We start from the raw sequence: 12569 nt of genomic DNA, 5'->3' as shown, positions 1-12569 counted from the left end.
CCAGGAGTCCCCCGGAATCCCGGCCTCCGGGGGGACTCAACAGGCCATAACCGGTCACACCGATCAGGATGGAGGTGACCGAGACCCTCGGGGCTCAGGGAGGCCGCATGACCGGGGATGGGCACGGCGCGGACACGCCGGCCGAAACGCAGGACGCGGACGGCCCGCCCGGCGTGAACGAGTCGGCCGTGCGGCGGCGCGCGGCGGCCGCCGCCGACGCCCGGGACACCGTGCACGGCAGCGTCTTCGTCTCGATCGGTGCGCTGCTGATGGGCATGCTGCTCGCCGCGCTGGACCAGACGATCGTGTCGACCGCGCTGCCGACCATCGTCAGCGACCTCGGTGGCCTGGAGCACCTGTCCTGGGTGGTCACCGCGTACCTGCTCGCGTCGACCGCGGCGACTCCGCTGTGGGGCAAGCTCGGCGATCAGTACGGCCGGAAGAAGCTGTTCCAGACGGCGATCGTGATCTTTTTGATCGGCTCCGCGCTGTGCGGCATGGCGCAGAACATGCCCCAGCTGATCGGCTTCCGGGCGTTGCAAGGCCTCGGCGGTGGTGGGCTGATGGTGCTGTCGATGGCGATCGTCGGCGACCTCGTCCCGCCGCGTGAACGGGGGAAGTACCAGGGGCTGTTCGGCGCCGTCTTCGGCACGACCAGCGTGCTCGGGCCGCTGCTCGGAGGGCTCTTCACCGAGCATCTCAGCTGGCGCTGGGTGTTCTACATCAACCTGCCCGTCGGCATCGTCGCGCTCGCGGTGATCGCGGCGGTCCTGCACATCCCCAGGAAGTCCGCGCGGCACGTCATCGACTACCTCGGCACCTTCCTCATCGCCGCGGTTGCCACCTGCCTGATCCTGGTGGCCTCGCTCGGCGGCACCACCTGGGGCTGGGGATCGGCCCAGACCATCGGCCTTGTCGTGCTGGGCGTGGTCCTGGCCGTGGTGTTCGTCACGGTGGAGCGGCGGGCGGCCGAACCCGTCCTGCCGCTCAAACTCTTCCGCATCCGCACCTTCACGCTTTCCGCCGTCATCAGCTTCATCGTCGGCTTCGCGATGTTCGGCGCGATGACCTATCTGCCGACCTTCCTCCAGGTCGTCCAGCGTGTGTCGCCCACCCTGTCCGGTGTGCACATGCTGCCGATGGTGTTCGGTCTGCTGCTGTCGTCCACGGTCTCCGGACAGATCGTCAGCCGTACGGGCCGGTGGAAGGTGTTCCCCATCGCGGGCACCGGGATCACGGCCATCGGTCTGCTGCTGCTCCACCAGCTCGACGAGAACAGCGGCACCGGCGAGATGAGTTCGTACTTCTTCGTCTTCGGTCTGGGGCTCGGCCTGGTCATGCAGGTGCTGGTGCTGATCGTGCAGAACGCGGTGTCGTACGAGGATCTGGGCGTGGCCACCTCGGGCGCGACCTTCTTCCGCTCGATCGGCGCCTCGTTCGGCGTCGCCATCTTCGGCACGGTCTTCGCGAGCCGCCTGGCCGACAAGCTGACGGTCGCACTGAGCGGGCAGCAGCTCCCCGCGGGCATCTCCCCGAACTCCCTCAAGGCCGACCCGAAGGGCATCGGCGACCTGCCGCCCGCGCTGCGGCAGCCGGTGCTGCACGCGTACGCGTCGTCCATCACGGACGTCTTCCTGTACGCCGCCCCGGTTGCCGTGCTCGGCTTCGTACTGGCCTGGTTCCTGCGCGAGGACACGCTGCGGGGGTCCGTCAGGGCGCCGGACGTCACCGAGACGCTCGCCACCAATCCGGTGGAGCGGTCGTCGTACGACGAGGTGTGCCGGGCGCTGTCCGTGCTCGGCACCCGGGAGGGGCGGCGCGAGATCTACGAGAAGATCACCGCGCGGGCGGGCCTGGACCTGCTGCCCGCGGCGAGCTGGCTGCTGCTGCGGATCAAGAAGTACGGGTGGGCCGAGCCCGCGGAGCTGGCCGAGCGCAGCACCGTACCGCTGAGCGTCGTCCTCGCCGCAGCCCGCCAGGTCGAGGAGCGCCGGCTCGCGCTGCGCGAAGGACTCGACCTCGTGCTGACCGAGCAGGGCCGCGAGGCCGCCGAGAAACTCGCCAAGGCCCGCGAGGAGTCCCTGGCCGAGCGGCTCGGCGACTGGTGGAGCCCGGACCGTCCGACCGACCTGACCAAGCTGGTCGAGGAGCTGAACGCCGAGATGTGCGGATCCGACGCGGAACAGCCGCACGACAGGGCGGTGCCACGCCCGCAGGGGAAGCCGGTCTGAGTCCGCGAACTCCCTGAGTCAGCCGGTCAGTTCCTTCGTCAACTACCCGTCGCTAAAGCCGACGGGCTTGCACAACGGGCGCCACTGGCTGTGGTGCTGCGCTTGCGTCCTGTCCCACGCCCCGGTTCGGGAAGTGGGTCTGGGGCGGTTGACTGCGCCCCGCGTCGCCACAACTCCCACGCTCTGGCGCGGATGTTGCGGGAGCCGTTCCGATCCGCATGATCAACGAATCCGCAGGACCGGCACACGAAGCGGGCCTGCGAGACCCGGTTCGCCCTGTCCACATGCCCGCACTCGGCGCAGGTGCGCGAGGTGTACGCCGGATCGACGTACACCACCGGCACCCCCGCCCGGCGGGCCTTGTACGCGATGAAGGCCCCCAGCTGGGCGAACGACCAGCTGGAGAGGGTGGCCCGTTGGGGCTTTGCAAGCCGTACCCGCTCACGGATGCCCGTCAGGTCCTCCAGGGCGATCCCGCGACCGGTGCGTTCCGCCTCGGCCACCACATGCTTCGCGATCTTGTGGTTGATGTCCTTCGCCCGCCGTGCCTCCTTACACCGCCGCTTCTTCAACCGGCGCTTGGCGGACGGAGTGTTCTTCTTCTGCAGCTTGCTGCGGAGCTTTCGTTCTCTGACGCGGATACGGTTCAGTTCCCGTCCGGCCAGGATCTCGCCGTCGGACGTGGTGGCGATGTTCACGATGCCCAGGTCGATGCCGAGGAAGTCCACCGGATCCGTGTTCGCCGGTGCTTCGGGGACCTCGCAGGTGGCCAGCAAGAACCACATGCCGTCCCGGTACACGAGATCGGACTCGCCCTTGCGGTGCAGGGACAGGGTGGCCAACTGCTGGGGGCTCGCGGCGAACGCCACGTCCTTGATCCGCCCCGAAACCGTCCAGATCGACACCCGGCGTTCGGTGATCTGCCAGGACAGCATCCGGTCGTCGTAGGGCTGCGCCCCCTCCGCGCGGAAGGCGATCGGCCCTTCGATGGCCCTGCGGTACCGCTGGGAGCCAGGTTTCCCGAGGTTCCCGGCCCTCAGGTTCGCCTTCAGCGTCGCATAGGCGTCACAGGTCTTCTTGATCACGTGCTGGGCGGCCTGCGCCCCCAGGTTCCACCGCACCTTCGCTTCGCCGTAGGTGAGCCTGCGCAGCGCGAAGTTGTTCTTCACATCCTTTTCGAAGGCCACCTCACTGGCCCAGGTGGCCGCCTCGTTGCACGCGCGCAGAGTCGCCTCAAGTGCCGTCGCCTGCACGGGCGTCGGCACCAGTTTGACCTGCACAACCAGCTTCACACCCGTGACGCTAACCGGAATTCCCAGGCCTCGCATTCGAACACGGGACAATCCCACGCCATCCCGGCGCTTCGCGCCGGACGCCACCGCGGTGCTCCGCACCGCTCACCTCAGGATGATCGGGTAGGGAGGCCGGTTCTCCCGGCCCCCCTCCCACACCACCGGACATGCGGGCCTCGCATCCGGCGGTTCGTTCAGTTGATCTCAGGCGGTTCTGAGACGCTGCCACAATCCGGTAAAGGACTTGTAGCCCTGGGCGTCCCAGTAGGCGTTGTCCAGGGCGCGGTTCATTTCAACGGAGAGAGATGCTTTCCACTTCCGGTGTCCGGCGACCAACCGCACGTCATCGGGCACCTCCTGGCCGAGCCTTCGCACCATGCGGACTCGGTTGGTGGCGTTCTTCCATTCGATCCATCGCACCTGGCGAAGTCTCCGGCGGGTCCACTCATCGAGCTGCTTGAACGTCCAAGAGGAGTCCGCAAGCTTGAAGTAGGCCACCCATCCGGTCATGAACCTCCGCAGCTTCTCCGGGCGGTGTTTCATGGACACTCCCCGGGACCTAGAAGTGATCGTCCGAACCGTCTTCTTCAGGCGGTGGACCGCCTTCCGGTCGATCCGGATCTTCACCGGCCCTTTCCCACCGGGTCGGTAGTAGCCGAATCCGAGGAGGGAGACCTTGAACGCTGGAGCCGCTTTGGATTTCTCCCGGTTCACTTTCAGCTTCAACCGCATCTCGATGAAGGTCGTGACCGACCCGAGCACGCGGTTGGCCGCCCGCTCCGAACGGACGAAGATCATGACATCGTCCGCGTAGCGTACGAAGCGGAGGCTGCGCTTGAAGAGTTCGCGGTCTAGGTCGTCCAACATGATGTTGGAGAGCAACGGGGAAAGCGGGGAGCCTTGCGGCGTTCCCTCATCCGATGCCACGACCGCCCCGTCAGCCATGATCCCGGCCTCCAAGTATCGGCGAATCAGCTTCAGGACCTTCTTGTCCTCCACCCGGCGGGCCACCCGCGCCATGAGCGCGTCGCGGTTCACACGGTCGAAGAACTTGTCCAGGTCCACCGCCCAGCAGTTCCCGTCCTCAATCGCCCGCTTTCCGACCTTCACGGCCTGGTGGGCGGAGCGTCCCGGACGGAACCCGAACGACGCCCCGGAGAAATGGGGGTCGAAGACGGGCACGAGGGCCTGCGCAATAGCCTGCTGGATCAGTCGATCCAGCACACGTGGGACACCCAGCATCCGTTCGCCACCGTTCGGCTTAGGGATGGTCACCCGACGGACGGGAGCGGGCCGATATGTCCCCGCGTCAAGCTCGGCCCATACAGAGGGCCAGTTTGGGGCGATCCACGGCCGCAGTTCCTCCGTGGTCATCCCGTCGACTCCGGGGGCTCCCCGGTTTGCTTCGACGCGCCTGAGCGCCGCGAGCAGATTCTCCTTCGAGAACACCGCCTCCCCCAGGGACGCGGTCTCGCGGTGATTGTTGTCCCGGTGAAGCGCCGTCCGGTCACTGCGCTCCCCAAACGGGTCGGCTGTATGCACCGGCCTTACCGCTTGGGGACCTGCCGAGGCAGTCTTGCAGCGGTCAACGTGACCCGATCGAGCAGACACCCTTCTTCCAATCCACTAAACGTTCGGTCCTTCCCGAGCCCTTGTCGGCCTGCTGCCTACCCGTCTCGGTACTACGACCTCTGCTGACTTCTGTCCGGCAAACCCGGGCCATTGCTGGCCCAGGTCGTCGCAATCTCCGCCATCACACGGTTACAGGTGACACCCGGACAGACCTCCCCAGATAAGAACGACAGCTTTCCCCGGACCGCCGCCGCGTCTACGTGGTGGCCTTCTTGGCAAGAACGGGCTTCGGCGCAATCGGCCGCCTTACCCAGTCCACCCCGCCTCTACACGGTTCTTGTACATCGGTGCCCGGTTTCGCCTCCGGCTTCCTCCGGACCCCACCTCACGGTGACGCCCTTGCCTTTGGCTAGCGAGTTAGTCTCACCTCTCCTCGTCGGGACTTTCACCCTTTAGCTGTCGCCCATGCTGGGCGTACCGATTCCTCCCGGGCGTGAACGACTCCGTTGGCAAAAGGACAGGGCGGGCATCCCGGCTCGCACTCTAGCTGGGAGTGGATCACTTGACCTGCGGGTCCGTGAGCCAAAGTGACCACCACGGCCTGCGGTTCGTCCCTTTCCCAACGGAGTCGTGAACGCCCGGGGTTCCTCGCAAGAATCACGCTGAACCAGTGCTCGGCGTAGATGTCGTCGTTGTGCGCCTCGGTCTCCTCGTAGCCGTGCCGGGCGTACAGTGCGCGCGCCTCCACGAGGTCGTCGCGGGTGTCGAGGATCAGCCGCTCGGCGCCCAGGCCGCGGGCCGCCTCCTCGGCCGCCGCGAGCAGCACGGGGCCGCCGCCCTTGCCCCGCAGCTCCTCACGGACGAACACGCGGCTCAGCTCGCCCGTCGTGGCGTCGAGCATCCGCACCCCCGCCGTGCCCCCGGGCTCGCCGTCGTACCGCGCGACCAGCAGCACCCCGGTGGGCGCCGCGAACTCGGCCCCCGTCCGTGCGGCGACCTCCCGCTCCAGCTCGTCGGGATCCGTCGTACGCCCTTCGTGCAGCAGATACCAGCGGTCGCTGACCTCCGTGTAGTACGCCCGCCAGAGCGCGGCGGCGACGGGGGAGTCGAAGGGCTCGGGGGTGACGGTCCAGGAAGTCGTCGTACGCGTACGGGTCATGACGGTCATTGTCCAAAGGCGCGGCACCCGGTCCGCAAGCGGATTACGGCGGGCTGTCAGTGGCAGTGGAGAGACTGGAGGCCATGAACCGCACCAACTGGCCCTACTGGCTGGAATCGCCGCACTCGCCGCACTCGTCGCACTCGTCGCACTCGTCGCACTGGCTGGGCCGGCTGGGCCGGCCGGGATGGACGGGCTGGCCGGGCTGGAGGACCGGCTGACGTGAACCGCACCGACCGGCTGTACGCCCTCGTCGAGGAGTTGCGTGCCGCCACACCCCGCCCGCGCAGCGCCCGTACGCTCGCGCGGCGCTTCGAGGTCAGCGTCCGCACGATCGAGCGGGATCTCGCCGCGCTGCAGCAGTCCGGTGTGCCCATCCACGCCGAGCCCGGCCGGACCGGTGGCTATGTCCTGGACAGCGAGCGGACCCTGCCGCCGCTGACCATCACACCGGCCGAGGCGACCGCGCTCGCCGTCGGGCTGCGCGCGCTCACGGGCACGCCGTTCGTGGCTGACGCGCGCAGTGCGCTGCACAAGGTGCTCGCGGTGATGCCTGGGCACGAGCGGGCGGCCGCGGCCGATCTCGCCGCGCGGGTCCGGCTGCTGGTCCCCGCGTCGGCGGAGCGGCGGCCGCCCGTGCCGACGGTGCCGGGGCCCGTGCGCGAGGCGCTGACCGCCGGGCGGACACTGCGACTTGAGTACGCGGACGTCGCGGGCGCGGTGACCGGTCGCACCGTCGAACCGCTCGGGTTCCTCGGCGGTGACGACCACTGGTATCTGCTGGCCTGGTGCCGGCTGCGGTCCGGGGTGCGGTGCTTCCGCCTGGACCGGATACGGGAGGCCGTGGTGCTCGACGAGCGGCCGCCGCGGCGCTCCCTCGACCCGGCCGAACTCGACACGCTGGGCTGGGACTTGGTGCCGCTGGGAGAGCTCGGAATGTGACGGCAATCACCGACAGGGGGGTGTCGCGCACCCGTACGAGGCTGATGCCACGAACTCCGCACCGAAGGACAGGACGGCGACAGCCATGACAGCGACGACCACGACCGACGACACCACGACCGACGACACCACGACCGACAACCCCACGCCCGGCACCACCACGCCCGGCACCACCGCACCCGGCTCACCCCTCACCCCCGCGACTGGCATCGCGCTCTTCGAACGCTGGACGGCCCTGTGGAACGGCGACTTCGCCGACCCCGAACGCTTCCTCGCCCCGAACGTCCGGATCCGCTTCGGCAACGACCCCGACAACGCGGACACCGACACCCTCCACGGACCGCAGGCCCTCGTCGACTTCATCGCCGCCTTCCGTGCGTCGCTGCCCGGACAGCGCTACGCCGTCGAAGGCACCCCGCTCGTCGATGCCGGGCAGGGCGGCGTGGCGTCCCGCTGGTACATGACTCGGCAGGACGACTCGAGGGTCGCCGTGGCCAAGAGCGGCATCGATCTGTTCCAGGTGGAGGAGGGACGCATCGTGACCGTGTGGTCGGTGACGGGGCTGCGGCGCTTCGCTCCGTGACGGACCCCGTTTGAGGGGCGCCTTCCGGGCAACCCGGCCCGGGAACCGGCCCGTCGGGTCGAGAACCCCGGAAGGCACCCATGTCCACAGGCGTGATCATCGCTCTGATCGTGATCGTGGCGGCCGTCGTTGTCGCGGCCGCCCTGACCCTCCTCGCCCGACGGCCGCAGGGCGGGCGCAGCCTGCGGCGGCGCTTCGGGCCCGAGTACGACCGGACCGTCGCCCGGCACGACGGCGACGCCAGGGCCGCCGAACGCGACCTGGCCGAGCGGGTGAAGAGGCACGGTGAGCTGCGCGAGCGGCCGCTGGAGCCCGCGGCCCGCGAACAGTACGCGGCCCGCTGGACGGCCGCCCAGGAACGCTTCGTCGACTCCCCGCGCGAGGCGGTGGCCGAGGCCGACCGGTTGCTCGGTGAGCTGGCCGGTGCGCGCGGCTTCCCCGACGGCGGCCGCTACGAGGAGCAGGTCGCCGCGCTCTCCGTCCATCACGGACACCACGTCCACGGCTACCGCCGCGTGCACCGCGTCGCGCAGGCCCGCACCGACGGGGCCCCGGAGGGCCGTGCCGGTACGGAGGAGATGCGCGAGGCCATGATCGAGGCCCGGGCCCTCTTCGAGGACCTGGTGACCCCGGTCCGCCGGGACGACGCTCCGCGCCACCGCGCGGACGACGCCGCGAAGCCGGCCACCCGCCCCGAGGGCTCCGCATCCGACGGCCGGGGCGGCCACCTGCCGTGGGCGTTCACCAGGCGCCACGCAAAGGGGAGTTGAGGACTGTGAAGGACAGGACATCGAGTGACGCCACCGAAGACCCCCGAAGCTCAGAAGGCAGCGAAAGCGTGGAAGGCACCGAAAGCACGGAAGGCACCGAACGAACACCGCGCCGCGAGGCCATGAAAGGCCGCGTGGGCGGCCCGGAGGCGTCCGGAGCGGTCCCGCCGTCCGCCAAGGCCATGAAGGGCGAGGGCGCGGCGGGCGAGGGCGCGGCGGCCGGCGGGCGGGAGCCGGGCGGCACCGGCATTCCGCCCGAGGAGGGCGTCGACACCCCCGCCCGCCGGACGCCCACCCGCGAGACCCCCGTCCGTGAGACCCCCGCCCGCGAGCCCCTGAGCGGCGAGCGAGGACCGGACCGCCCGGGCGCCGTCGCCGCGGCGCGCGCCGGTGAGTCCGCCGACACCCCTCGCCGGGGCGGCGACGCGAAGGCCGCCGAGCGCGCGGGCGCCCCCGGTCGGCCCGCCGCGCACGGCTCCGGTCTGTTGCCCCAGGACGAGTGCGACAAGTTCTCGCTGCGACTGCGGCACGCGGTCGGCGGTTTCGTCGACGGCCCGCGGGACGCCGTGGAGGAGGCCGACCACCTGTTGGAGGAGCTGGCGGCGCGCTTCACGGAGGCCGTGACCCGCCGCCGCCGGACGCTGCGTACGTCGTGGCAGCCGGGCGACAGGGCCACCGCGACCACCGAGGACCTCCGGCTGGCCCTGCGGGACTACCGCGAGATGACGGAACGGCTGCTCCGCCTCTGAGACGACTTCTCGGCGTCGGAGACGACTTTTCGGCACATCTCCGCGCACGCGTAAGGCGCACACCCCAGAACCGGCGGTGCCAGCAGTGCGGGCCGCGTCCCGGACCATGTCCGGGACGCGGCCCGCACTCGCCGATGGGTCACCCCTCCCGGCGCTCGTGCCACTCCCGGACGATCTCCTCCACGTCGTACGGCTTGAGGCCGAGGGGAGGGCCGGGCGGGGGTTTGAACATCATCTCGCGGATCTTGGTGTTGATGCCCTCGACGATCCGGCGTACGGCCCGCTCCGAGGGGGCGGCGGACGCCGCGGCGAGCGCGTCCTCGGCCTCCTTGCGCAGCGCGAGTGACGGCGGGAGCACGGACAGCCCCTCGCGGGCCATCTTCTGCTTGATCCACCACAGTTCGTCGTACGACGTGTCGGTGACCTGCGGCAGCGGCTTGCCCGCGCCGGGGAGTTCCGCGAACTCGCCGCGCGCCTCCGCGTCACGGATCTGCTTGTCGACCCAGGACTCGAAGCTGACACCAGGTGGCTTGCGCTCGGTCATGAGTCCATTGTGCCGGAGGGCGCACGGCGGGGCGATCGGTCGAATTATCATGCGGCGGCGGTGCGCCAACGGTGCTCCGCGCGAGCACAATTGGACCGGTACGACACGAAGGAGCGCACGTGCTCGAACTCACCATGGCCTCGGTAGCCGGGGCGGACGCGGGTGCGACGGCCGGGATGCTGATGGCCGACGCACCGAGCGACCCGGGTGCCATGCTGCGGGTGGGCCGGGACCGGGCCGTGTGCCGTCTCGCGACCCCCGACGACTGGCTGTTCGTGTCCCGGGTCCACCTGGAGTTCCTGTGCGGCCCGGACGGCTCCTGGCAGGTCACCTGGCTGCGCGGTTCCCACCCCGAGCCGTCCTCGGAGGTACGGCTGACGCTGGCCGGGCAGCCGCTCCAGACGTTCCCGTACGGCGGGACGGCCAAGCTCCCCGCGGGCAGTTCCGGAGAACTCGTCATCCAGGACCGCACCGGCCCGCGCGCCGTGAACGTGGGCTTCTATCACGAGGCCTAGGAGGGCCTAGTGCCGCGTCAGCCAAAGTTCGCCCCGTCGCGACGCCCGGCACGCTCCCCCACTGCCTCAAGGGCGTGGGAGGTGCCCCCACTCGCCGCACCGGCCGAAAGCCCAAGTACGTCCAGTACGAGGACTTCCGGCCGGCACTCCCCCAGCCTTCGGCCGGGGGGGACCCCCAGAGCACGCACCGGACGCCGCTCCTTGACGGGCAAACCTTGGCTGACGCGGCACTAGGAGCTGTCTTCGGATCACCTCTGGGCCGAGATCCCGGCAGCGTTCACGCCAGCACGCGCGCCAGCGCGAAACCGTCGTACCCCTTGCTTCCCACCGTCTGGATCGCGGTAGCGCTCAACTTGGGGTGGGAAGCCATCAGTTCGAGGGCGGCCCGGGTGCCCCGCACGCTCGGGTCGGTGCTGCCCGCGTCGGTGACCGCGCCACTGCGGACGACGTTGTCGAGGACGATGAGGCTGCCGGGGCGGGTGAGCTTGAGGGCCCATTCGACGTAGTGCGGGTTGTTCACCTTGTCCGCGTCGATGAAGACGAGGTCGAAGGGCTCCGGGTTCTCGTCGGCCAGTTTCGGCAGCGACTCCAGGGCGGACCCCACCCGCACCTCGGCGATCTTGTCCAGGCCGGCGCGGGCGAGGTTGCCGCGGGCGACCTCGGCGTGCTTGGGGTCGTACTCGAAGGTGATCAGACGGCCGTCGGCCGGGAGGGCGCGGCCGAGCCAGATCGTGCTGTAGCCGCCGAGTGTGCCGATCTCCAGGATGCGGCGGGCGCCCTGGATCTGGGCGAGGAGCTGGAGCAGCTTGCCCTGGTTGGGGGCGACGCCGATGGGCGGCAGTCCGGCCGCGTCGCTGTCGCGCAGCGCCGCGGTGAGCGTGTCGTCGGCGGGGGCGAGGAGGGTGGTGAAGTAGTCGTCGACGTTGTTCCAGAGCTGCGACTCGCTCATACACCATGCCTTTCGTATGTCTAGTTAGATGCCCTAACTAGTTCCTCCGGTGAATCTAGTCGGGGGTGTGCGGGCTCGCCAGCGGGTTTTCCGTTGTTCACCCGAGAGGTCAGCCGATCGGCGGCGGTGCCTGCACGGGAGGGGGCGGCAGCACCGGGCGGCGCCTGCGGGCCCGTACGCCGATCACCAGGGCCACGACCGCCAGCGCCGCCACGCCGCCCACCGTCAGCAGCCATGCCGGTACGCCGCCCACCGTCAGGAGTTCGTCGTCGTAGATCACCCGGCGGTAGGCCGCGTCGGTCGTCATCCGGTGCAGTTGGTAGTCGCCGGAGATCCGTGAAGGCTGCGGGAACTCCTGCTCGATGGCGGTGAGGAAGTCCGTGCCGCCGTCGGCGAGCCGGTCCAGCGCGCCCCATGTCCCGGTGAGGCGGCCCGCGAAGGAGACCTCGGGCCGGTCCCCGCCGATGGCCGAGGCCGGTTCCATGCGGTGCGCGGCGAGGACGTACAGGCCGAGGGACTGCGGCGTCTGTGCGAGGCGGGACAGCCGCATCGGGTAGACCAGCCTGTCGCTGGCGAAGGTGAGGTGGAGCGGGTCGAGGGTGCCGCCGAGCGGGGCGCCGGTGCTCTTGGTGTCCTGCGGGGCCAGCCGGATCGCCACGTACTCCCAGCCCTGGTCGACGTACGGGCGCAGCGCCTCGTTGAGACGGTCCGGGAGCCGGAAGCCGTTGTCGGCGAGCCAGTCGCCGAGCGCGTCGGAGTCGGTGGCGGTGAGACGGGCGACGTCGAAGGGGCCGAGGTGCTCGCGGCCGACGACGCCGACGGAGGGTGCCGTGGCGCCGGCGCGCGGGGCGTCGGCGGCGTCGCCCTCGCTGGTGAAGGGCCAGTCACCGCCGCGCGGCCAGAAGTAGTGCCGGGTGCGGTACTCGGGCTCGGTCGCCTCGCTGAGCTGGGTGAAGATCTGCTGGTCGCCGAGCTCGACCGTCGCGCGATGCGGCACCGGCATGATCCACGCGGCCTTGTGGGCGTCCCCGGAGACGGTCAGGCTCATCACGATCTGTTCCTGGCGGCCGTCCCAGCGGACGACGGACGTCTCGCGGTTCACGGTGACGTGCCGGGTGCTGTCCGGCACCATCGCGCCGCACCCACAGGCGTATGCCGGGGCCACCAGCGATCCGAGCTGGATCCCCAACAGCGCCAGTACGACGCCCAGTACACGTCCCCGTGCGAAAGCCGACCAACGCGTCCGTATATCGCGCAACATCC

The 12569-nt window shown here is 70.0% G+C and carries 12 protein-coding genes and 1 pseudogene; 7 read left to right on the top strand and 6 right to left on the bottom strand.

Annotated features, from left to right (window positions below):
• Positions 1-107 precede the first annotated feature (107 nt).
• Positions 108-2231 carry a DHA2 family efflux MFS transporter permease subunit gene (locus OG390_RS15750; RefSeq protein ID WP_406168448.1) on the top strand — a complete coding sequence of 708 codons (2124 nt, stop codon included), beginning with the start codon at positions 108-110 and terminating at the stop codon, positions 2229-2231.
• Positions 2232-2269: 38 nt separating this feature from the next.
• Here OG390_RS15750 and OG390_RS15745 read toward each other — a convergent pair whose 3' ends face one another.
• The 3 genes and pseudogenes from OG390_RS15745 to OG390_RS15735 all read right to left on the bottom strand — a co-directional run.
• Complete coding sequence (locus OG390_RS15745; protein WP_406168446.1) at positions 2270-3523, bottom strand: RNA-guided endonuclease InsQ/TnpB family protein; 1254 nt, start codon at positions 3521-3523, stop codon at positions 2270-2272.
• 204 nt (positions 3524-3727) lie between these two features.
• Positions 3728-5065 (bottom strand): group II intron reverse transcriptase/maturase, encoded by a 1338-nt coding sequence (ltrA, locus tag OG390_RS15740; protein WP_406168444.1) that lies wholly within the window; start codon positions 5063-5065, stop codon positions 3728-3730.
• A 691-nt stretch (positions 5066-5756) separates the two neighbouring features.
• Positions 5757-6254: pseudogene (locus OG390_RS15735) on the bottom strand (GNAT family N-acetyltransferase); the annotation flags it as partial.
• A gap of 83 nt (positions 6255-6337) precedes the next feature.
• Between OG390_RS15735 and OG390_RS15730 the strand changes: the two are divergent.
• The 5 genes from OG390_RS15730 to OG390_RS15710 all read left to right on the top strand — a co-directional run bounded on the left by OG390_RS15730 (position 6338) and on the right by OG390_RS15710 (position 9298).
• A complete protein-coding gene (locus OG390_RS15730) occupies positions 6338-6475 on the top strand; it encodes a hypothetical protein (protein ID WP_406168442.1) in 138 nt (45 codons plus the stop codon).
• Position 6476: 1 nt separating this feature from the next.
• Complete coding sequence (locus tag OG390_RS15725) at positions 6477-7196, top strand: helix-turn-helix transcriptional regulator (RefSeq protein ID WP_406168440.1); 720 nt, start codon at positions 6477-6479, stop codon at positions 7194-7196.
• Between the two features lie 85 nt (positions 7197-7281).
• Complete coding sequence (locus OG390_RS15720; RefSeq protein ID WP_406168438.1) at positions 7282-7779, top strand: nuclear transport factor 2 family protein; 498 nt, start codon at positions 7282-7284, stop codon at positions 7777-7779.
• An 80-nt stretch (positions 7780-7859) separates the two neighbouring features.
• A complete protein-coding gene (locus OG390_RS15715; RefSeq protein WP_406168437.1) occupies positions 7860-8549 on the top strand; it encodes a hypothetical protein in 690 nt (229 codons plus the stop codon).
• 68 nt (positions 8550-8617) lie between these two features.
• Positions 8618-9298 carry a hypothetical protein gene (locus tag OG390_RS15710; protein WP_406168435.1) on the top strand — a complete coding sequence of 227 codons (681 nt, stop codon included), beginning with the start codon at positions 8618-8620 and terminating at the stop codon, positions 9296-9298.
• 139 nt (positions 9299-9437) lie between these two features.
• On the opposite strand, the gene OG390_RS15705 is transcribed toward OG390_RS15710, so the two are convergent.
• Positions 9438-9842 (bottom strand): DUF1992 domain-containing protein, encoded by a 405-nt coding sequence (locus OG390_RS15705; protein ID WP_406168433.1) that lies wholly within the window; start codon positions 9840-9842, stop codon positions 9438-9440.
• A 119-nt stretch (positions 9843-9961) separates the two neighbouring features.
• Between OG390_RS15705 and OG390_RS15700 the strand changes: the two genes are divergently transcribed.
• Positions 9962-10357: a hypothetical protein gene (locus tag OG390_RS15700; protein WP_406168431.1), complete on the top strand. Its 396-nt coding sequence runs from the start codon at positions 9962-9964 to the stop codon at positions 10355-10357.
• Positions 10358-10634: 277 nt separating this feature from the next.
• On the opposite strand, the gene OG390_RS15695 is transcribed toward OG390_RS15700, so the two are convergent.
• Both OG390_RS15695 and OG390_RS15690 read right to left on the bottom strand, forming a co-directional pair.
• On the bottom strand, positions 10635-11306 hold the full coding sequence (locus OG390_RS15695; RefSeq protein WP_406168429.1) for an O-methyltransferase: 672 nt from the start codon (positions 11304-11306) through the stop codon (positions 10635-10637).
• A gap of 109 nt (positions 11307-11415) precedes the next feature.
• Positions 11416-12567: a DUF2330 domain-containing protein gene (locus OG390_RS15690; protein ID WP_406168427.1), complete on the bottom strand. Its 1152-nt coding sequence runs from the start codon at positions 12565-12567 to the stop codon at positions 11416-11418.
• Between the last annotated feature and the right edge of the window lie 2 nt (positions 12568-12569).

This window comes from Streptomyces sp. NBC_00996 (assembly GCF_045162675.1).
In the GTDB taxonomy this organism is placed as follows: Bacteria; Actinomycetota; Actinomycetes; order Streptomycetales; family Streptomycetaceae; genus Streptomyces.
The sequence above is the reverse complement of the archived record's forward strand: the minus strand, read 5'-3'. Positions and strand labels throughout refer to the sequence as shown.

Excerpts from the sequence above, each read along its gene's own strand:
- OG390_RS15750 (WP_406168448.1), top strand. The coding sequence starts at position 108 with ATGACCGGGGATGGGCACGGCGCGGACACGCCGGCCGAAACGCAGGAC.
- OG390_RS15730 (WP_406168442.1), top strand. The coding sequence starts at position 6,338 with ATGAACCGCACCAACTGGCCCTACTGGCTGGAATCGCCGCACTCGCCG.
- OG390_RS15720 (WP_406168438.1), top strand. The coding sequence starts at position 7,282 with ATGACAGCGACGACCACGACCGACGACACCACGACCGACGACACCACG.
- OG390_RS15715 (WP_406168437.1), top strand. The coding sequence starts at position 7,860 with ATGTCCACAGGCGTGATCATCGCTCTGATCGTGATCGTGGCGGCCGTC.
- OG390_RS15705 (WP_406168433.1), bottom strand. The coding sequence starts at position 9,842 with ATGACCGAGCGCAAGCCACCTGGTGTCAGCTTCGAGTCCTGGGTCGAC.
- OG390_RS15695 (WP_406168429.1), bottom strand. The coding sequence starts at position 11,306 with ATGAGCGAGTCGCAGCTCTGGAACAACGTCGACGACTACTTCACCACC.
- OG390_RS15690 (WP_406168427.1), bottom strand. The coding sequence starts at position 12,567 with ATGTTGCGCGATATACGGACGCGTTGGTCGGCTTTCGCACGGGGACGT.